21 protein-coding genes and 3 pseudogenes are annotated in these 19,642 nt (G+C 67.8%); 9 read left to right on the top strand and 15 right to left on the bottom strand.

Features of this window, described 5'->3' with window-relative positions; all coding sequences use genetic code 11:
- Positions 1–115: 115 nt before the first annotated feature.
- Entirely contained in the window at positions 116–748 is a 633-nt protein-coding gene (gene pth / locus LRS03_RS22360) for an aminoacyl-tRNA hydrolase (RefSeq protein WP_257828355.1), read from the top strand.
- The gene (locus LRS03_RS22355) at positions 745–1,140 is read left to right on the top strand and encodes a hypothetical protein (protein ID WP_257828354.1); all 396 of its coding nucleotides are present in this window, start codon (positions 745–747) and stop codon (positions 1,138–1,140) included. The genes pth and LRS03_RS22355 overlap by 4 nt, the downstream gene beginning before the upstream one ends.
- Here the strand turns inward: LRS03_RS22355 and LRS03_RS22350 are convergent.
- From LRS03_RS22350 to hisC, 8 genes and pseudogenes are all read right to left on the bottom strand, one after another.
- The gene (locus LRS03_RS22350; protein WP_201806102.1) at positions 1,137–1,394 is read right to left on the bottom strand and encodes a YfhL family 4Fe-4S dicluster ferredoxin; all 258 of its coding nucleotides are present in this window, start codon (positions 1,392–1,394) and stop codon (positions 1,137–1,139) included. The two genes, LRS03_RS22355 and LRS03_RS22350, sit on opposite strands and share 4 nt — an antisense overlap.
- 33 nt (positions 1,395–1,427) lie before the next feature.
- On the bottom strand, positions 1,428–1,928 hold the full coding sequence (coaD, locus tag LRS03_RS22345) for a pantetheine-phosphate adenylyltransferase (protein ID WP_201806104.1): 501 nt from the start codon (positions 1,926–1,928) through the stop codon (positions 1,428–1,430).
- A gap of 44 nt (positions 1,929–1,972) precedes the next feature.
- The gene (rsmD, locus tag LRS03_RS22340; protein WP_257828353.1) at positions 1,973–2,545 is read right to left on the bottom strand and encodes a 16S rRNA (guanine(966)-N(2))-methyltransferase RsmD; all 573 of its coding nucleotides are present in this window, start codon (positions 2,543–2,545) and stop codon (positions 1,973–1,975) included.
- Positions 2,542–3,303, bottom strand: coding sequence for an imidazole glycerol phosphate synthase subunit HisF (gene hisF / locus LRS03_RS22335; protein WP_257828352.1), 762 nt, complete (start codon positions 3,301–3,303; stop codon positions 2,542–2,544). The genes rsmD and hisF overlap by 4 nt, the downstream gene beginning before the upstream one ends.
- Positions 3,304–3,315: 12 nt before the next feature.
- Positions 3,316–4,062: a 1-(5-phosphoribosyl)-5-[(5-phosphoribosylamino)methylideneamino]imidazole-4-carboxamide isomerase gene (gene hisA / locus LRS03_RS22330; RefSeq protein WP_257828351.1), complete on the bottom strand. Its 747-nt coding sequence runs from the start codon at positions 4,060–4,062 to the stop codon at positions 3,316–3,318.
- Positions 4,063–4,155: 93 nt separating this feature from the next.
- Complete coding sequence (gene hisH / locus LRS03_RS22325) at positions 4,156–4,803, bottom strand: imidazole glycerol phosphate synthase subunit HisH (RefSeq protein WP_257828350.1); 648 nt, start codon at positions 4,801–4,803, stop codon at positions 4,156–4,158.
- A 2-nt stretch (positions 4,804–4,805) separates the two neighbouring features.
- Positions 4,806–5,399, bottom strand: a complete 594-nt coding sequence (hisB, locus tag LRS03_RS22320) for an imidazoleglycerol-phosphate dehydratase HisB (RefSeq protein WP_257828349.1) — start codon at positions 5,397–5,399, stop codon at positions 4,806–4,808.
- Positions 5,396–6,477: pseudogene (gene hisC / locus LRS03_RS22315) on the bottom strand (histidinol-phosphate transaminase). The gene hisB and the pseudogene hisC overlap by 4 nt, the downstream one beginning before the upstream one ends.
- 75 nt (positions 6,478–6,552) lie before the next feature.
- Between hisC and LRS03_RS22310 the strand changes: the two are divergent.
- Both LRS03_RS22310 and LRS03_RS22305 read left to right on the top strand, forming a co-directional pair.
- Positions 6,553–6,837 (top strand): hypothetical protein, encoded by a 285-nt coding sequence (locus LRS03_RS22310; RefSeq protein WP_257828348.1) that lies wholly within the window; start codon positions 6,553–6,555, stop codon positions 6,835–6,837.
- The gene (locus LRS03_RS22305) at positions 6,834–7,022 is read left to right on the top strand and encodes a hypothetical protein (RefSeq protein ID WP_257828347.1); all 189 of its coding nucleotides are present in this window, start codon (positions 6,834–6,836) and stop codon (positions 7,020–7,022) included. Before LRS03_RS22310 ends, LRS03_RS22305 begins: the two co-directional genes overlap by 4 nt.
- Here LRS03_RS22305 and hisD read toward each other — a convergent pair.
- The 6 genes and pseudogenes from hisD to LRS03_RS22275 all read right to left on the bottom strand — a co-directional run bounded on the left by hisD (position 7,023) and on the right by LRS03_RS22275 (position 12,359).
- A pseudogene (gene hisD / locus LRS03_RS22300) lies at positions 7,023–8,386 on the bottom strand (histidinol dehydrogenase).
- Positions 8,387–8,391: 5 nt separating this feature from the next.
- On the bottom strand, positions 8,392–9,030 hold the full coding sequence (gene hisG, locus LRS03_RS22295) for an ATP phosphoribosyltransferase (RefSeq protein WP_257828346.1): 639 nt from the start codon (positions 9,028–9,030) through the stop codon (positions 8,392–8,394).
- Positions 9,027–10,286: a UDP-N-acetylglucosamine 1-carboxyvinyltransferase gene (gene murA, locus LRS03_RS22290; protein WP_257828345.1), complete on the bottom strand. Its 1,260-nt coding sequence runs from the start codon at positions 10,284–10,286 to the stop codon at positions 9,027–9,029. The genes hisG and murA overlap by 4 nt, the downstream gene beginning before the upstream one ends.
- A gap of 83 nt (positions 10,287–10,369) precedes the next feature.
- Positions 10,370–10,639: a BolA family protein gene (locus LRS03_RS22285; RefSeq protein WP_257828344.1), complete on the bottom strand. Its 270-nt coding sequence runs from the start codon at positions 10,637–10,639 to the stop codon at positions 10,370–10,372.
- A gap of 19 nt (positions 10,640–10,658) precedes the next feature.
- A complete protein-coding gene (locus tag LRS03_RS22280) occupies positions 10,659–11,426 on the bottom strand; it encodes an ABC transporter permease (protein WP_257828343.1) in 768 nt (255 codons plus the stop codon).
- A pseudogene (locus LRS03_RS22275) lies at positions 11,423–12,359 on the bottom strand (ABC transporter ATP-binding protein). The gene LRS03_RS22280 and the pseudogene LRS03_RS22275 overlap by 4 nt, the downstream one beginning before the upstream one ends.
- Positions 12,360–12,483: 124 nt before the next feature.
- Between LRS03_RS22275 and LRS03_RS22270 the strand changes: the two are divergent.
- The 5 genes from LRS03_RS22270 (at position 12,484) to LRS03_RS22250 (ending at position 18,182) form a co-directional block, all read left to right on the top strand.
- Complete coding sequence (locus tag LRS03_RS22270) at positions 12,484–13,146, top strand: TetR/AcrR family transcriptional regulator (protein WP_257828341.1); 663 nt, start codon at positions 12,484–12,486, stop codon at positions 13,144–13,146.
- Between the two features lie 13 nt (positions 13,147–13,159).
- Positions 13,160–13,933, top strand: a complete 774-nt coding sequence (locus LRS03_RS22265; protein WP_257828340.1) for a tetratricopeptide repeat protein — start codon at positions 13,160–13,162, stop codon at positions 13,931–13,933.
- 162 nt (positions 13,934–14,095) lie between these two features.
- Positions 14,096–14,701 carry a DUF3501 family protein gene (locus tag LRS03_RS22260; protein WP_257828339.1) on the top strand — a complete coding sequence of 202 codons (606 nt, stop codon included), beginning with the start codon at positions 14,096–14,098 and terminating at the stop codon, positions 14,699–14,701.
- Between the two features lie 12 nt (positions 14,702–14,713).
- The gene (locus LRS03_RS22255) at positions 14,714–15,979 is read left to right on the top strand and encodes a DUF2325 domain-containing protein (protein ID WP_257828338.1); all 1,266 of its coding nucleotides are present in this window, start codon (positions 14,714–14,716) and stop codon (positions 15,977–15,979) included.
- Positions 15,980–16,046: 67 nt separating this feature from the next.
- Positions 16,047–18,182, top strand: coding sequence for a TonB-dependent siderophore receptor (locus LRS03_RS22250; protein ID WP_257828337.1), 2,136 nt, complete (start codon positions 16,047–16,049; stop codon positions 18,180–18,182).
- Here LRS03_RS22250 and LRS03_RS22245 read toward each other — a convergent pair.
- Complete coding sequence (locus LRS03_RS22245; protein ID WP_257828336.1) at positions 18,166–19,635, bottom strand: UdgX family uracil-DNA binding protein; 1,470 nt, start codon at positions 19,633–19,635, stop codon at positions 18,166–18,168. The genes LRS03_RS22250 and LRS03_RS22245 overlap by 17 nt on opposite strands.
- Positions 19,636–19,642 lie beyond the last annotated feature (7 nt).

The raw sequence follows: 19,642 nt of genomic DNA, 5'->3' as shown, positions 1-19,642 counted from the left end.
GCTGAGCGGGGCTTTTTTTCGCCCATCGTTTTTCCGTCGTCCCTCCTTTGGACGACGGCGCTCCACCGCAAGCGGGATCGCATCCCCCCGCCTGCTCTGGATAATCGGCCCCATCATGATTCGACTGCTTGTTGGCCTGGGCAACCCGGGCACGGAATACGAAGCCACGAACCACAACGCCGGGTTCTGGTGGATCGACGCGGTGGCGCGCGAACTCAAGGCAACGCTTGCGCCCGAGCGCAGCTACCACGGCCTCGTGGCGCGGGTGAACCGGCCAGGCGACCAGGGGCCGCTGTGGCTGCTGGAGCCACAGACCTACATGAACCTGTCGGGCAAGTCGGTCGCAGCACTTGCACGCTTCTTCAAGATCGCGCCCGACGAGATCCTCGTCGCCCACGACGAACTCGACCTGCTGCCCGGCCAGATGAAGATCAAGCGCGGTGGGGGCCACGCCGGGCACAACGGGCTGCGCGACATCCACGCGCAACTCGGCTCGAACGACTACTGGCGCCTGCGCCTGGGCATCGGCCACCCTGGGGTGAAAGCCGAGGTGGCCGACTACGTGCTGCGCAAACCCTCACCCACCTCGCGCGACGCCATCCACGACTGCATCCAGAAGACACTCCCCGCGCTCGACCTGCTGCTCGCCGGTGACATGGAGCGCGCCACGATGAAGATCAACGCCAAGCCGCCGAGGCCGAAGCCGCCGCGCCCCGAAGGCGCACCGCCCGCCACACCCAAACCATGAAATCCGGTCTGCTGCTGCTCCTCGCGATCACCTGTGCCTCGGTAGACGCCCAAACGGTTTACCGCTGCGGGCCTGAGGGCCGCAGCTATTCGCAAACGCCCTGTGCGCAAGGCCGCATGGTCGAGGTGGATGACGCACGCAGCGGGCAGCAACGGCGTGAGGCCCTCGATGTGGCCGAGCGCGACCGCGCACTGGCCGACTCGCTCGCGCAGGATCGCTTGGCGCGCGAAGCCCAGCCTCGCGCTGGCGCCGGCAAGATCGACGGGCGCATTGGCTATGCCCGGGTCAGCCCCGCCGAACCGGCGACGCAGAACGTGAAGTCGAAGAAGCGGTCGCTCAAGGCGCCGCAGCATGCTGACCGCCGCAAGACGGTGTCAGCGACCCGCTCCTAGGAAGTGCTGGCCGCCTGCAGGCGGCGGTACTTGTCCCACAGCGATTCCTTGGACTCGATGTGGTTCGGGTCCACCGGGATGCAGGCGACGGGGCACACCTGCACGCACTGCGGCTCGTCAAAGTGCCCCACGCACTCGGTGCAGCGCTTGGGGTCGATCTGGTAAATCACCGGGCCGAGCGAGATGGCCTGGTTCGGGCACTCGGGCTCGCACACGTCGCAGTTGATGCAATCGTCGGTGATGAGAAGGGCCATGACGGGTACTGCTTGGAGTCGAGGGCGGCCGGCTCAGGCCTTGGCGCTGACACGCGCCTTGAGCCGCTTGAGCACCGAGGGTGACACGAACTTGGAGACATCACCCTTCAAGGTGGCAATCTCGCGCACGAAAGTGCCCGAGACGAACTGGAACTGATCGCTGGGCGTCAGGAACACGGTTTCGACCTTGGGCATCAGGTGGCGGTTCATGCCGGCCATCTGGAACTCGTATTCGAAGTCGCTGACAGCGCGCAGGCCGCGCACCACAACCTTGCCGCCGTGGTGCGTGACGAAGTCGCTCAAGAGGCCGTCGAAGGCGATGACCTCGACGTTCGGGTGCTTGACAGCGAGTTCGGTGGCGATTTCCAGACGCTCTTCGAGCGAGAACATCGTCTTCTTGTGGTGGCCGGCCGCTACCGCCAGGATCAGGCGTTCGAAGAGCGTGCTGGCACGGTGCATCAGGTCCTCGTGGCCCAGGGTCATGGGGTCGAAGGTCCCGGGGTAGACGGCGGTGAGGCGGGTGGCGGAGGTCAAAGCGCTTCCTTCCGTGGCACGTGGCGCGATGGGGTGCGGGCAGTTTAGCCGGGCGTGCCGCGCTGTATCAGGTGGTAATGCACGGCACCGGCCTTGCCGTGGCGGTGCAGGCGCCAGCCGGGGCCCAGGGTGGCTTCATCGAAGGCGCGGTCGGATTCGAGGTAGATGAAGCCGTCGGGCACCACCAGGCGGGCGGCCGCTTTCAGGGCCGGCTCGAAGACGTTGGCGTCGAACGGCGGGTCAATGAACACCAGTTCGAAGCTGTCCGGCGCACAACGCGCCATCCAGGCGAGTGCATCGGCCGCTTCGATGCGCACCATGTCGGCCTTCAGGCGCTGCTGCACGGCGCGCAGTCCATGGGCCAGACGCTGATCGCGCTCGACCAGCACCACCGCATCGGCACCACGCGAGGCAGCTTCGAAGCCAAGCGCACCGCTGCCGGCATAGGCATCGAGACAGCGCCAGCCTTCGAGGTCTTGGCCCAACCAGTTGAAGAGCGTTTCACGAACCCGGTCGGGCGTGGGTCGCAACCCTGGCGCATCGACGACGGGGAGCTTCGTCCGCTTCCACTGCCCGCCAATGATCCGCACCTCGTGAGGTGTCCGCGCCGGCTTCACAGGCGAACGGGAATCCCGCGCTGCGCCATGAGCGCCTTGGCCTCGCCGACGGTGTGGTGGCCGTAGTGAAAGATGCTCGCAGCGAGCACCGCGTCGGCGTGGCCCTGCTGGATGCCTTCGACCAGATGCTCGAGGTTGCCGACACCGCCGGAGGCGATCACCGGCACCTCGACCGCATCGCTCACCGCCCGGGTAAGCGGCAGGTTGAAGCCGATCTTGGTGCCGTCGCGGTCCATGCTGGTCAAGAGGATCTCACCAGCGCCGTTGGCGACCATCTTCCTGGCCCACTCGACGGCGTCAAGGCCGGTGTTCTTTCGCCCGCCGTGGGTGTAGACGTCCCAGCCCGAGCCATCTTCACGGCCCTTGGCGTCGATCGCCACCACGATGCACTGCGCACCGTACTTGTCGGACGCATCACGGATCACCTGCGGGTTGGCCACCGCGGCGGAATTGAAGCTGACCTTGTCGGCCCCGGCATTGAGCAGGCGCCGCACGTCGTCGACGGTGCGCACGCCACCGCCCACCGTGAGCGGAATGAAGACCTGGGAGGCCACCGCCTCGATCATGTGCAGGATCAGGTCGCGGTCGTCGCTGGTGGCGGTGATGTCGAGGAAGGTGAGTTCGTCGGCGCCCTGATCGTTGTAGCGGGCCGCGATCTCGACCGGGTCACCGGCATCGCGCAGTTCGACGAAGTTGACACCCTTGACGACCCGGCCTCCGGTGACGTCGAGGCAGGGGATGATGCGCTTGGCCAGCATGAAAGGGAGAGCTCAGTCGGCTCCGTTGAGTTCGTCGGCGCGCTTCTGAGCCGCGGCAAAGTCGAGCGCGCCGGTGTAGATGGCGCGGCCGCAGATGACACCTTCGACGCCCTCGCCTTCCACCGCGCAGAGCTGCTCGATGTCGGCGATGTTGGACAGGCCGCCCGAGGCGATGACGGGAATCGACAGTGCCTGCGCCAGCTTCACGGTCGCGTCGATGTTGATGCCCGAGAGCATGCCGTCGCGGCCGATGTCGGTGTAGATCACGCCTTCGACGCCGTAGTCCTCGAACTTCTTCGCGAGGTCGATCACTTCGTGGCCGGTGAGCTTGCTCCAGCCGTCTGTCGCGACCTTGCCGTCTTTCGCGTCGAGGCCCACGATGATGTGGCCACCGAAGGCGCTGCAGGCGTCTTTCAGGAAGCCGGGGCTCTTCACCGCGGCGGTGCCGATGATGATGAAGCTCAGGCCGTCGTCGAGGTAGCGCTCGATGGTGTCGAGGTCGCGGATGCCGCCGCCCAGCTGCACCGGGATCTCATCGCCCACCTCGGCCAGGATCGCCTTGATCGCCGGCTCGTTGACCGGCTTGCCGGCAAACGCACCGTTGAGGTCGACGAGGTGCAGGCGCCGCGCGCCGGCATCGACCCATCGCCGCGCCATCGCAGCCGGGTCTTCGCCGAAGGTGGTGGACGCAGCCATGTCGCCCTGTTTCAGGCGCACACATTGGCCGTCTTTCAGGTCAATCGCAGGAATCAGCAACATGGCCGAAGGCAGTGGTGGTGGAGGAGGGGGGAGGAGGGTCGCCAACGCGATGGGGTGCCTGAGGGTGTACGCAGATGACGCTTCAGCAGCGGATCAAGGGTTCCAGTGAAGGAAGTTGCGGTACAGCGCGAGGCCGTGCTCGGCGCTTTTCTCAGGGTGGAACTGGGTGGCGAAAATGTTATCGCGTGCCACGGCGCTGGTAAAGCGCGCGCCGTACTCGGTTTCGCCGACGCTGTGGCGCGGGTCCGACGGGCGGGCGTAGTAGCTGTGCAGGAAGTAGAAGTAGGCGCGGTCGGGCACGCCGGCCCACATCGGGTGCGGCTGCGCCTGGATCACCTCGTTCCAGCCCATCTGCGGCACCTTGTAGCGGCTGCCATCGGGCTGCAACTGGCCCTTCAGCTGGAAACGGAGCACCTCGCCGGCAATCAGGCCCAGCCCGTCGCACGGCCCTTCTTCGCTGCGGTCGAGCAGCATCTGCATGCCCACGCACACGCCCATCAGCGGCTTGCTGGCGGCCGCTTCGAGCACCGCTTCGGTGAGGCCGGCATCCTTCAGGCCACGCATGCAGTCGTGGATGGCGCCCTGCCCCGGCAGGACCACCCGTTCCGCGGCACGGACATCCTCGGCGCGTGCGCTCACCAACACGTCGAAACCGGAATCCTGCGCCACGTGGATCACCGCCTGCGAGACCGATCGCAGGTTGCCGCTGCCGTGGTCGACGACCACCACCGTGCGTTTCATGGTCAGAGACTACCCTTGGTGGACGGGATAACGCCGGCCGCGCGTGGATCGATTTCCAAGGCCATCCGCAAAGCCCGTGCAAAGGCCTTGAAGATGGTTTCGCACTGGTGGTGGGCGTTGTCGCCCTCCAGGTTGTCGATGTGCAGCGTCACGCCGGCGTGATTGGAGAAGCCCTGGAAGAACTCGTAGGCGAGCTGGGTGTCGAACGCGCCAATCATGCCGCTCTTGAAGTTGACCCGCATGTGCAGACCGGGCCGGCCCGAGAAGTCGATCACCACACGCGACAGCGCTTCGTCGAGCGGCACATAGGCGTGGCCGTAGCGGCGCAGGCCCTTCTTGTCGCCCACTGCCTTGGCCACCGCCTGGCCGAGCGTGATGCCCACGTCTTCGACGGTGTGGTGGCCGTCGATGTGCAGGTCACCCTTGGCGTCGATGTCGAGGTCGATCAGCCCGTGGCGGGCGATCTGGTCGAGCATGTGGTCGAAGAACCCGATGCCGGTGGCGAGCTTGGCCTGCCCCGTGCCATCGAGGTTGACCACGACGCGGATCTGCGTCTCGTTGGTGTTGCGGGTGACGTCCGCGGTGCGCATGGTCATGACAGGCTGGCTTTCATGGCTTCGATCATCTGGTCATTCTCTTCCGGCGTGCCGACCGTCAGGCGCAGGCAGTTGTCCAGCAGAGGGTGCATCTTGGAGACGTTTTTCACCAGCACCTTGCGGGCCTTCATCGCGGCAAAGATCGCGGCGGCATCGGGCACGCGGGTGAGGATCATGTTGGCTTCGCTCGGGTAGGGCACGACGCCCGGCATGGCAGACAACGCGGCGATCAACCGTGAGCGCTCGCTGCGCAGGATGCCGGCCTGGCGGGCGAACTCATCGTCGTGCTCCAGCGCGAAAAGTGCGGCCTCGGCGTTCAGCACACTCACGTTGTAGGGGGGCGCACCTTGTCGACCTGCTCGATCAACGCCTTGGGCCCGAGCATGTAGCCGAGGCGGATGCCGGCAAGGCCGAACTTGCTGAGCGTGCGCATCACCAGCACGTGCTCGTGCTTCGTCACGCGGTCGATGTAGCTGCGCGAGGCAAAGGGCTGGTAGGCCTCGTCGATCACCACCAGCCCGGGTGCGGCTTCGACGATGCGCTCGACGATGGCGTCGTCGAAAAGATTGGCCGTCGGGTTGTTGGGGTAGGCGATGTAGATCAGCGCCGGCTGGTGCTCGGTCATCGCGGCGAGCATCGCGGCCTCGTCCAGCTCGAAGTCGGCCCGCAGCGGCACACCCACGAAACGCAGCCCCTGCAGCTTGGCCGACATCTCGTACATCACGAAACCGGGCAGCGGCGCGAGGATGCTGGCACCCGGCACGTCGCAGGCCATCGCGAGCAGGCTGATGAGCTCGTCGGAGCCGTTGCCGAGGATGAGGCCGAAGCCGTCGGGCAGGCCCACGTGCCGCGCCAACGCCAGGCGCAAGTCGTCGATGCGCGAGCCCGGATAGCGGTTGATCGCCACCTCGGCCAGGCGCTCCCCCAGCTTCGTACGCAAGGCGGGCGGCAGGCGGAACGGGTTCTCCATCGCATCGAGCTTGACCATGCCGGCGCTCGGCTGGATGGCGTAGCCGTGCATGGACTGGACATCCTGCCGGATGAATCGCTCGATGACGGATTGGAGCTTGGATGACATGGGATTGTCAGGAGGGGCCTTGTGTTCAGCGCCCATTACATAAGATATTGCCTGTCTCGTCTGACGGAGCCTCTGGTGGCCACCATCCCGACCCACGTGCATCTGCAACCCGCGCAACGCGAGTTCCTCGAGAAGCAGGCCAAGCTGCGCGGCACCAACGTGTCGGCCGAAGTGCGCTCATCAATCGACCTGTACCGCGCCGGCGTGGAGTCGATGGCCGAGCTCGAGCTGCTCGACGTCGCCACCCGCAAGGCCAAAGACGACCTCGACGCCACCCTCGCGACGCTCGATGCAGGCCAGCGCCGCGCGAAGGCGTTTTTCGCGGAGATCGAGGCGATCAAGGCAGGGTCTCCGTCATGAGCCTGGTCGCAGAGATCGTTGACCGGCTGTCTGGGGTGGCCGCGCTGCGCGAAAAGGTCGCCCAGCAGGACAAGGTGCTCGAAGGCATGCAGCGCATCCTGCTCGAGCAGCAGCGTGAGCTGGCCGAGGTGAAGGGGACCTTGCGCGCGTTGGTCACGATGCAGCAGTCGTTGCCCAGGAAGTAGTCAGCTGCGCTTGAGCCGCATTTCCGCGGCTTGCGCATGGGCCTGCAGGCCCTCGCCATACGCGAGCTCAGCGGCGATCACACCCAGCTTCTGCGCGCCCGCTTCGCTCACTTCGATGAGGCTGCTGCGCTTCTGGAAGTCGTACACCCCCAGCGGCGACGAGAAGCGCGCCGTGCCCGAGGTGGGCAGCACGTGGTTGGGACCGGCGCAGTAGTCGCCCAGGCTTTCGCTGGTGAAGGCGCCCATGAAGATCGCGCCGGCGTGCTTGAGCAGCGGCTCCCACTTGCCAGGCTCATGCGAGCTGATCTCCAGGTGCTCGGGCGCGATGCGGTTGCTGATGGCGCAGGCTTCTTCCATCGAACGCGTCTGGATCAGCGCGCCGCGGCCCTCGAGCGAGGCACGGATCACGGCGCGGCGCGGCATGCCGGGCAGCAGGCGTTCGATCTCGGCCTTCACCCGGGCGATGTAGCCAGCGTCGGGGCACAGCAGGATGCTCTGCGCCAACTCGTCGTGCTCGGCCTGGCTGAAGAGGTCCATCGCCACCCAGTCGGGCGGCGTCGTGCCGTCGGCCAGCACCAGGATCTCGCTCGGGCCGGCGATCATGTCGATGCCGACCTTGCCGAACACACGCCGTTTGGCGCTCGCGACGTAGGCATTGCCGGGGCCAGTGATCTTGTCGACGGCCGGGATGGTGGCCGTGCCATAGGCCAGTGCACCGACGGCCTGCGCGCCACCGATGGTGAACACCCGATCCACACCAGCCACGGCCGCTGCGGCCAGCACCAGCGTGTTGCGCTCGCCCTTGCCACCGGCCGCACCGGTGCCACCGGTCGCGATGCTGCCCTTCACCGGCGTGGGCACGACCATGATGATCTCGCCCACGCCCGCCACCTTGGCGGGAATCGCGTTCATCAAGAGGCTGGACGGGTAGGCCGCCTTGCCGCCCGGCACGTAGATGCCCACGCGGTCGAGCGGCGTGACCTTCTGACCGAGCAGCGTGCCGTCGGCATCGCGGTAGGACCACGAGCGGCCGCAGGCGTCGAGCTGGCGCTGGTGGTAGTCGCGCACCCGTTCGGCCGCCGCCTGCAGGGCGTCGCGCTGTTTCGGCGTGATGGCCTCGAGCGCAGCTTCGAGACTTCGGCCCGCGGAATCTCGAGCGCTGCCATCGACTCGGCGGCCAGCCCGTCGAAACGCTGCGTGTACTCGAGCACCGCCGCATCGCCACGCTTTTGCACATCGGCGAGGATCGCCGCCACCCGCTCCTCGATCGCATGGTCGGTCTCGTCCGACCAGTGCAGCACGCGCTGGAACTCGGCTTCGAAGTCGGCGGATGCGGTGGCGAGCTGGCGGACGTTGACGCTCATGGTCGTTACTCGGGAATGGCCGACGCGATCGCGTCGAGGATCTGGCGGAGGGGCTCGCGCTTGGTCTTGAGCGCCGCCTGGTTGACCACCAGACGGGCCGAGATCTTCATGATCTCTTCCACTTCAACCAGGTGGTTGGCCTTGAGCGTGCTGCCGGTGGACACGAGGTCGACGATGGCATCGGCCAGGCCGGTGAGCGGCGCGAGCTCCATCGAGCCGTAGAGCTTGATCACGTCGACATGCACGCCCTTGTCGGCGAAAAAGTCGCGCGCGCAGCTCGTGTACTTGGTCGCGACACGGATGCGCGAGCCCTGCTTCACCGCGGCTTCGTAGTCGAAGTCGTCGCGCGTGGCCACGCTCATGCGGCACTTGGCGATCTTGAGGTCGAGCGGCTGGTACAGACCCTGGCCGCCGTGCTCAAGCAGCACGTCCTTGCCGGCCACGCCGAGGTCGGCGCCGCCGTATTGCACATAGGTGGGCACGTCGGTCGCACGCACCAGCACCACGCGCACCTCAGGTTTGGTCGTGCCGATGATGAGCTTGCGCGACTTCTCGGGGTCTTCGAGCACCTCGATGCCCGCGGCCTTCAGCAGCGGCAGGGTCTCTTCGAAGATGCGTCCCTTGGACAGAGCAAGAGTAATCATTTGATTCGCTGGATGTCCGCGCCGATGCCGCGCAGCTTGGTTTCCATCTGGTCGTAGCCGCGGTCCAGGTGGTAGATGCGGTCGACGACCGTTTCGCCGTCGGCGACGAGGCCGGCGATCACGAGGCTGGCCGAGGCCCGCAGGTCGGTCGCCATCACGGTCGCGCCCGAGAGCTGCGGCACGCCCTGCACCACCGCCGTGTGCCCATCGACCTCGATCTTCGCGCCCAGGCGCACGAGTTCGTTCACGTGCATGTAGCGGTTCTCGAAGATCGTTTCGGTGATCCTGGCCGTGCCCTCGGCGATGCAGTCGAGTGCCATGAACTGGGCCTGCATGTCGGTCGGGAAGGCGGGGTACTCGCTGGTGCGGAAACCCACGGCGCGCAGGCGCTTGTCGTTCCTGACACGGATCCAGTCGGCGCCTGATTCGATCGTTGCGCCGGCGTCGCGCAGCTTATCGATCACGGCGTCGAGATGGTCGGCGCGGGCGCGGCGCAGCGTCACGTCGCCACCGGCGGCGGCCACGGCGCAGAGGAAGGTGCCGGCCTCGATGCGGTCGGGCACGATGCGGTGGGCCACGCCACCCAGACGCTCCACGCCCTGGATGCGGATCTTGCTGGTGCCGTGGCCTTCGATCTTGGCGCCCATCTTGATGAGCATCTCGGCGAGATCCGGGATCTCGGGCTCCTGCGCCGCGTTCTCCAGCACCGTCTCACCCTCGGCCAGCACGGCGGCCATCATCAGGTTCTCGGTGCCGGTGACGGTGACCATGTCGGTCGTGATGCGGGCACCCTTCAGGCGCTTGGTCTTGGCGTGGATGTAGCCGTGTTCGACGGTGATTTCGGCCCCCATCGCCTGCATGCCCTTGATGTGCTGGTCGACCGGGCGCGAGCCGATGGCGCAGCCACCGGGCAGCGACACTTTGGCCTCGCCGAAGCGCGCCAGCAGCGGCCCCAACACGAGGATCGACGCGCGCATGGTCTTCACCAGGTCGTAGGTCGCTTCGCGCGAGGTCACGTTCGAGGCGTTGATGGCCACCGTGTCCGGCTCGGCCTCGCTGCGCTCGGCCTGCACGCCCATCATGCGCAGCAGCTTGAGCGTGGTGTTCACGTCCTGCAGGCGCGGCACGTTGGTGAGCGTCACCGGCTCGGCGGTCAGCAGGGCGGCGCACAGCTCGGGCAGGGCAGCGTTCTTCGCGCCCGAGATGACGACCTCGCCGCTCAGTTGGCGACCACCTTTGATGAGGAGTTTGTCCATGTGGGCTTTCGGCCGCCATGCCCACCCGGCTCACGAACCCGCTGGCACAGGCCCGCCAGCCGCAGTGCACACTGCGGCGGGATTCAATGGTGGTGGGTGGAGGCCGACGAGGCGTTGGAAGCCCATTCGGCCGGAGTCAGCGTCTTCATGGACAGCGCGTGGATTTGCTCGCGCATTCTATCGCCCAGGGCCTGGTAGACCCGCTGGTGGCGCGACACGCGGCTTTTGCCCTCGAACTCAGCGGAGACGACGGTGGCGAAGAAATGCCGCCCATCGCCTTCGACCTGCAGGTGGTCGCAGGCGAGGCCTTGCGCGATGTAGCGCTCGACGTCGGCGGGGGTGGGATCGGCCATGAGGGTGCGGATTATCGCCTCAGGACCTGATCTTGTAGCCGATGCGCAGCAAATGCAGGCACAGCGCGCAGACGACCACCAGGCTGGCGCCGACGATGAGCAGGCTGATCCAGGGCGACACATCGCTCACCCCGAAGAAGCCATGCCGGAAGCCGTCCACCATGTAGAAGAACGGGTTCAGGTGGCTCACGCCTTGCCAGAACGCGGGCAGCGACTTGATCGAATAGAACACGCCCGACAGCATGGTCATGGGCATCACGATGAAGTTCTGGAAGGCCGCGATCTGGTCGAACTTCTCCGCCCACAGGCCCGCGACCAGCCCGAGCGCGCCCATCATCGCGGCGCCGCACAGCGTGAAGACGACGATCCACAGCGGGTTCGCGACCGGCGGGGGCGCGAACCAGACGGTCACCAGCAGCACGCCCAAGCCCACCGCCACGCCGCGGATGATGGACGCCCCGACGTAGGCCACGAACCAGGCCCAGTGGCTGAGCGGGGTGACCAGCAGGAAGACAAGGTTGCCGGTGATCTTGCTCTGGATGAGCGACGAGCTGCTGTTGGCGAACGCGTTCTGCAGCACGCTCATCATCACGAGCCCGGGGATCAGGAAGCTCGTGTAGCCGACCTCGCCGAAGACCGTGACGCGGCCTTCGAGCACGTGACCGAAGATCAGCAGGTACAGCACCGCGGTGAGCACGGGCGCGGCCACCGTCTGCACGCTCACCTTGTAGAAGCGCAGCATCTCCTTGTAGAGCAGCGTGCGCGCGCCTTCCAACACGATCTTCATACCGCCACCCTCACCTGGTCGACCGACCTCGGCGCGCCCTGCATGATCTCCAGGAACACGTCTTCGAGGTCGGCGCGACCGATCTCCAGGTCTTCGGGCTGGCAGCCGTGGGCGCGCAGGATCTGCAGCACCCGCTCGACCTCGGCCGGGTCGTGGGCCGCGACCTGCACGATGCGCCCGGTCACGCGGGCATGCGAGGCCAGCTCGGGCGGCAGCGCCTGGTCCATTTTGAAGCGCATCATCGTGCTGGCCGTGCCCGCCAGAAGCGCCGAGGTGCGGTCGAGCGCCACCACCCGGCCGAGCTTCAGCATCGCGACGCGCCCGCACAGGGCTTCGGCTTCTTCGAGGTAGTGGGTGGTGAGCAGCACGGTGTGGCCGGCCTTGTTGAGCCGCGCGACGAAGTGCCACAGCGTCTGGCGCAGCTCCACGTCGACGCCCGCGGTCGGCTCGTCGAGCACGATCACCGGCGGCCGGTGCACCAGCGCCTGCGCGACCAGCACGCGCCGCTTCATGCCGCCCGAAAGCTGGCGCATGTTGGCATCGGCCTTGTCGGCCAGGCCCAGGCCCTGCAGCAGCTCGTCGATCCAGGCGTCGTTGTGCTTGACACCGAAATAGCCGCTCTGGATGCGCAGCGTCTCGCGCACACTGAAGAAAGGGTCGAACACCAGCTCCTGCGGCACGATGCCGAGCGCCTTGCGAGCCGCGGCGAAATCGTTGACCACGTCGTGGCCGAGCACCGAGACACTGCCGCCGCTCGCGCGAGTCAGCCCGGCGAGGATGCTGATGAGGGTGGTCTTGCCCGCGCCATTCGGCCCAAGCAGGCCGAAGAACTCACCAGGCTCGATGTTGAAGCTCACCCCATCGAGGGCCTTGAAGCTCTCGCCCGGCGGCGCGGTAGACCTTGCTGACGTTCTGGAACGAGACGGCGGACATGAGGGCGCGGATTGTAGGCAGCCCGCTCTTTTCTCGCTGGCGACGGCCCACTCGCGCCCCGCCCGGTGCTAGATTCCCCGGCACACCGCAAAGAGCCAAGCCTGAGGCTGAGAGACAACAAGACATGGCCCCTCCCCCGAAGAAGCCGCGGCGCACCGCCGAGCGCATCCTCGAAGTGACGCTGGAGCTGTTCAACCGCTTCGGCGAGCCCAATGTCTCGACGACGCTGATCTCTGCCGAGCTGAACATCAGCCCCGGCAACCTCTACTACCACTACCCCGCCAAAGACGAGCTGATCAACGCGCTCTTCGGCCGCTACGAAGAAGCGCTCACCCAGCTGCTGCACGCCGCCGACGACGTGCGCAACGTGGAAGACGCCTGGCTCTTCTTCCACATGCTCTTCGAGCTGATCTGGCGCTACCGCTTCCTCTACCGCGACCTGAACGACCTCTTGAGCAAGAACCGCAAGCTGGAAACGCACTTCCAGGCGGTGCTCAAGGACAAGACGCACGCGGTCAAGGCCGTGCTCGACGGCCTGTCGCGCGGCAACGCGATCAAGCTCGACAGCCGCGCCGCCGACCCCACCGCCACCGCGATGGTGGTCGTGCTCACCTACTGGCTCAGCTACGAGTACGTGCGCGACCCGCGCCACGCGCTCGAGCCCGACAGCGCCGGCCCCGCCCTGCTGCGCGGCGCCTTCCATGTGCTGAGCCTCTTGATGCCTTACCTCGAACCCGGCCAGCGCGAGCACCTGCTCGGCCTGGTGGGCCCTTATCAAAAGCCCTGACAGGAGACGCCTCATGGCCAAGTGGACCGCCTTCCCCTATGACGCTGCCGAGTACACCTACGACGCTGCCACGCTGAAGAAGAAGTGGGCCCGCCTGCACGCGGGCGACGCCGAGCCTTGCCCCAAGGACGACAAGGTGCTCGCCGCCTGGGCGCTGTACCACGCGGGCGAGTTCCAGAAGGCGGTCGAGGCCGGGCTCAAGGCGGGCGGTGCCGGCATCACCGTCGCCAACAAGGCCCAGTGCATCTACGCCAACTACCTGGAAAAAAGCGAGAAGACCAAGCTCGCACTCTTCCTCGAAGCGGCCGAGCGCGCCGAGGCGCAGATGGCCGAGGAGCCGAAGAACGCCAACGCCTTCTACCTCGCCGCCTACGCCATCGGCCGCTACAGCCAGGGCATCAGCGTCGCCAAGGCGCTGACCCAGGGCCTCGGCGCCAAGGTCAAGGGCGCGCTGGAGACCGCCATCCAGCTGCAGCCCAAGCACGCCGATGCCCACATCGCGCTCGGCACCTTCCACGCCGAGGTGATCGACAAGGTGGGCTCGCTGCTGGCGCGCACCCAGGGCGCCAGCAAGGACGCCGGCCTCGCCGCCTTCAAGACCGCGCTCAAGCTCAACCCCGCCTCGGCCATCGCACGGGTGGAGTACGCCAACGGGCTCGTCATGCTCGACGGCGACAAGAAGATGAAGGAAGCCGAGAAGCTCTACGCCGAGGCTGCCGAATGCGAGCCGCTCGATGCGATGGAGCGGCTCGACGTCGAAATGGCCAAGTCGGAGCTGGAAGACTAGACCCGTCAACCCCGCGCCCGCCTCCGCACGACCCGCCCGCCCTCGTCGGCCGGCGGGTTTTCTTTTCTTCACTTGCAAATAGGAACGATTCGCATTTAAAGTGCGGTCATCGCATCCGCCAGCCCTGTGCCAGCCGTGCTCTCCACGACCACAGGCTGGACCATGCTCACTGCGACCTCCCCGCTGGCGTCTTCGCTCCTTCAGGCGCCCATCCGAAACGCCCAGCGCCGGCAGCTCGCCGCCCACCGCCGCTCGCGCAGCCTCGCGCTCGGCCCGGCGATGTGGCTGCAGTTCGAAGACGAACTGACGCTCGAGCACCAGATCGACGAGGTGCTGCGCGCCGAGGGTGACGCCTCGCTCGCTGCCCGTGAACGCGAACGCGCCGTCTACGCCCACCTGCGCCCCGACGGCCGCCACTGGATGGCCACACTGCTGATCGGCTTGCCCGATGCCGACGAGCGCGTGCGCGACCTGCCCATGCTCAACGCAGCGGCGCATCGCCTCTATGTGCAGGTGCCACGTCTGCCGCGGGTCTACGCGCAGGCCAACGAAGACCTGCCCGATCGCCACCTCCACCGGCTCTCGGCGGTGCACTTCCTGCGCTTCGAATTCCCGGCGCCCCTGCGCGTGGCCCTGCTCGCCGGCGCCGACGCCGCCATCGGCTGCGAACACGACCAATACGCCTGGCGCCGCGCGATCCCGATGGTGCTGCTGGAGCAGCTGCGCTGCGACCTCGCCTTCTCTTCTTCGTCGACGCACGCCCGCTGACCGGAGCCCGCGATGTGCCAGACCCCCGACCCCGGCCTCGACGCGCTCGTGATGCAGGCGGCTGCCGCCACCGGCGCGACCGTGCTCTCGCTGCCCGTGCCCACCTCCAAGCCCGGCTCGCGGCGCCGCCGCCTGTGGGAGCTCGACGCCCACACCCACTGCCCCGTCGTCGGCGTGTGCCTGCCGCTGCCCACGCTGCGCCGCATCGTCGACAAGGCGCTCGCAGGCGTTGCCTTGGCCGGCGACTACGAGCTGCACTGCGGCGTGATCGCCGAGTGCCGCCGCCGCACGCCGATTGCCGAAGCCGTGCAGCGCGAGCTCGACCGCCGCTGCCTGCTGGCGCTGCGCCAGGCCGCGCTGGCCAAGACCACCGAGGGCCTCGCCGCCTGGTGGCAGACCGCCTCGGCCGGGCAAGACCTCGCCGGCGCCTTCTGGGCCACGCTCACCCACCCACGTTGCACGCCCGAGCTGGAGCACCGCGTGCTGGGCGACGTGCACATGCTGCAGCACCAGGTCGGCGTGGCCCGCCGCGTCGACCTGAAGCAGTTCGAGGAGGTGATGCATGAAAACGGCGTGCTCGGCCGCGAGCTGGCCGCCGCCCAGCAGCGCAACACCCGCCAGGCCGACGAGCACCGCCAGCGCCACGAAGCGCAGCAGTCGCAGATCGTGCAACTGCGCGCGCAGCTGATCGGGCGCGACACGCTGATCTCGTCGCTGAAGCAGGAATTGCAGACGCTCGAAGACGCCGTGCCCGGCCTCAAGAGCCGCCAGGCGCTGGTGCAGGACAACGAGCGCCTGATGCGCCGCCTGCACGACGCCGAGCGCGGCCTGATGCAGGCCCAGCTCGAACTGGAGCGTGCGCGCGCCCGTGTCGACGAGCTGCTGGCCAGCGCTGCGCAGCGCGCCGCCGCCGAACCGGCGCCGGTCGGCGCCGACCTGCCCGAGCCCGCCGCGCTCGCCGACCGTGCCGTGCTCTGCGTCGGCGGCCGCCCGGCGAGCGTGCCGGTCTACCGCCACCTCGTCGAACGCACCGGCGGCCGTTTCCTGCACCACGACGGCGGCGACGAAGACAACCCGGCCCAGCTCGACGCCACGCTTGCCGCCGCCGACCTCGTGATCTGCCAGACCGGCTGCATCAGCCACGACGCGTACTGGCGCGTGAAGGACCACTGCAAACGCACCGGCAAACGCTGCGTCTTCGTCGAAACCCCGAGCACCGCCGGCCTCAAGCGCGCATTGCGCTCGCTGGTGCCGGTAGCAGAGTCACCGCCGGCATGAACCGTTTTTGTCCACTGAAGAAGAACCTCGCCATGAACCCAGAGAACCACCGGGGGATGCCCACCGGATGGCCGTCATCGCCCTGGCCGCGATGGCGGCCCTTTCGTCGTTGGCCGCTCGCGCCCAAGAGCAGGCACAGGCAGCGCCCGCCGCGGCAAGCGCCGCCAGCGCTCCTGACATCGCCACCCTGCCCGCCGTGCGGGTGAAAGCGGCGGCCCCGCAGGAGAGCCCGACCGGCCCCGTCAACGGCTACAAGGCCAAGCGCGCCACCACCGCCACCAAGACGGACACGCCGCTCAAGGACACGCCGCTGTCGATCTCCGTGCTCACGCGCGACCTGATCGTCGACCAGGGCGCCACCAACGTGCAGGACGCGCTCAACTACGCCGCCGGCGTGCGCCCCGATGCCTACGGCCTCGACTCGCGCACCGACTCCATCCGCGTGCGCGGCGGCTACCCCGACGAATACCTCGACGGCCTGCGCAAAAACTTCGACTGGTACACGAGCAACGCCCGCACCGAGCCCTTCACGCTGGAGCGCATCGAGCTGCTGCGCGGCCCCGCCGCCATGCTGTACGGCCAGGGCACGGTGGGCGGCGTGGTCAACATGGTCAGCAAGCGCCCGCAGGCCGACGCGCAGGGCGAGATCGGCGTGCAGCTCGGCAGCTGGAGCCGCAAGCAGGTGCAGGCCGACCTCACCGGTCCGCTGACCGCGAACGGCGAGTGGCTTTACCGGCTGATCGCGGTGGGCCGCGACGCCGACACGCAGGTCGACCACGTGCGCGACGACCGCGCCCTCTTCGCGCCGTCGATCACCTGGAAACCGAGCGCCGCCACCGCGCTCACGCTGCAGGCGCTGTCGCAGCGCGACCGCACCGGCTCCACCTCGCAGTTCTTCCCCTGGGCCGGCACGGTGGCGCCCAACCCCAACGGGCAGATCCCGACGCACACCTTCATCGGCGACCCCGACTGGGACCGCTACAACACCGACCGCGACTTCATCGGCTATCTCTTCGAGCACAAGTTCAGCGAGACGCTCACGCTGCGGCAGAACCTGCGCTACACGAAGACGGAGGTGGACTACCGGTCGCTCTACGGAGACTCGTTCAGCACGCCCGGGGGCTGGGGCGCCGACCCGGTCAACCAGCGGCTGCTCGGCCGCTACGCCTACGGTCAACTCAACCACACCAAGCTCTTCACGGTCGACCAGAACCTGCTCGCCCGTTTCGACACCGGCCCGGTGCAGCACGAAGTGTTGGGCGGCCTCGACTTCGCGCGCTACCAGAAGAGCAGCGCCGGCGCGTTCGAAGACTCGTCCACGGTGCCGTTGATCGACGTCTACAACCCGGTGTACCCCGCCTACACGCCCCCGGCCTTCGGCCCGGCCGCGAAGTCGACGCAGACACAGGTCGGCCTCTACCTGCAAGACCAGCTGCGCTTTGCGCGCCACTGGCTTGTCACGCTCGGCCTGCGCCACGACCGGGCGCGCAACGTGAGCGAAGGCGGTGGCCTGAACGGCGTGGACGATGCGCAGAACCACCAGGCCACCACCAAGCGGGTTGGCTTGCTGTACGCGTCGCCGATTGGCGTGTCACCGTATGTGAGCTACAGCGAGTCCTTCACGCCGGTGGCCAACATCGGCGGCGTGGCGTTCAAGCCGCTGCGCGGGAAGCAGTGGGAAGTCGGCGTGAAGGCCGAGCCCTTCGATGGCCTGAGTCTGAACGTCGCCGCATTCGACGTGCGCGAGGTCAACCAAGTCGTCGAAGTCACGCCCGGCGACTACCAGCAGCTCAACGAAACCGAAGCCAGCGGCTTCGAAGTCGACCTGAAAGCCCAGCTCTCGCGCAGCGTCGACTTGATCGGCAGCTACACCTACACCGACCTCGACGTGAAGCTCGAACAGATGCCGCGCCACCAGGCCTCGGTGTGGGGCAAGTGGAAGCTCGGCTCGCTCGGCGTCGCCGGTGTGTCGCTCGGCGCCGGCGTGCGCTACCTCTCCGACTACCGCGACGGCGCGGCACCCACCGTGCCCTCGCTCGCGCTGCTCGACGCGATGGTCGCCTGGGAAAACGCACGCTGGCGCGCGGCGCTCAACGTCGCCAACCTGACCGACAAGGTCTACGTCGCGAGCTGCGGCAACCGTGGCGACTGCTGGTACGGCGCACGCCGCAACGTCGTCGGCACCGTCAGCTACCGCTGGTGATGTAGCGCGAGGCCGCCGACAGGTCGGCCAGCCACTGCCGGTACTCGTCTTCTCGCTGCGCCGGGTCGCCCCGCAGCAGCGCCGAGGGGTGCACCGTCACCAGCACCGGCAGCCGGTGCTGGCCGGTGAGCCAGGTGCCGCGGGCCTTGAGCACCGGCACCGCGTGGCCGATCAGCGAGCGGGTGGCGGTGGCGCCCAGCGCAATCAGCGCCTGCGGCTTCACCTGCTCGATCTCGCTTTCCAGCCAGTGCAGGCAGGCCGCGGCCTCGTGCTGCGTGGGCGTCTTGTGGATGCGGCGCTGGCCGCGCAGCTCGTACTTGAAATGCTTCACCGCGTTGGTGACGTAGATCTGGGAACGGTCCCAGCCCAGCTCTTCGAGGGCCTTGTCGAAGAGGTGCCCCGCCGGGCCGACGAAGGGGCGGCCCTGCAGGTCTTCCTTGTCGCCCGGCTGCTCGCCCACCACCATCAGCCGTGCCGCCACCGGCCCCTCGCCAAACACCGACTGCGTGGCGTGCTCGCCGATCGGGCACTCGCGGCAACGGTCGGTCGCCACGCGCAAGGCGGCGAGCGCCTTCTGCGGGTCGTTCGGCAGGGGTTTCGATGCAGCGCTGCGGCTCACGGGTTGCTCCATCGCAAGGAGCGCGATGCGCCGCCGCGGCACGGTGGGCGGTGCATCGACCATGCGCCCGGTGCGCGGCAAGGCCTGTGCCGTGAGTTCAGTGATGAGTTCGGCCTCGGGCAGGTTGCGCCAGTAGCGGCGCGGCATCTCTTTGCGCATCTGGTCGAGCTTCAGGCGCGCGGGGTTGAAGATGTGGCGGTAGTAGGTGAGCCACAGCGCCTCGCCGGCATCGGCCGACGGAGCATCGCTGCGCGCGGCGCCGGGGCCGAAGGTGAGCGTGCGGCCGTCCCAGCGCACGCTGCGGCGCGGCGTGAGGATGGCCCAGCGCATGTGCGTGAAACGGCGCATGAAGAACGGCGCGTTGGCTTCGACGATGTGGTGCTCGGGCTCGAACCACGCCACATGCAGTGGCTCGGCCAGCCCGTCGTGCACGGGGCGGAAGCGTACGAAGGCGCGCATCTTGTGCAGGTCGCGTGACACGGCCTTGGCCATCGCCTGCGCGCGCAGCAGGTCGGCATCGAGCGGGTCGTGGCGCAGGGCGGGCTCGTGCTGCAGGCGCCACAGCAGGCGGTACATCAGCGCAAAGCGCGAGGGCTCGCGGTGCAGGCGCACGCGCTCGCACAGGTCGATGAACGCTGCCGGCACGGTGGCGTTGGCGCCCTGTGTGTCGCCCGGTGTCGAGGCGGTTGTCGGCATGTCGAAGAGATCGGCCTCGGTGCCGGTCGACCAGCTCGCCGCGTCAGGCGACACCCCTTGCGCGAGCAGGCGGCGGGCGGCGGCACGAAAGCCGTCCCAGTCGGTCTCGCCTTCCAGCGCGATGTGAACCTGCGACATGCCCGCC

Origin of the sequence: Rhizobacter sp. J219, assembly GCF_024700055.1 — a bacterium.
Taxonomy (GTDB): Bacteria; Pseudomonadota; Gammaproteobacteria; order Burkholderiales; family Burkholderiaceae_C; genus Rhizobacter.
This window is presented reverse-complemented; position numbering and strand designations above follow the sequence as displayed.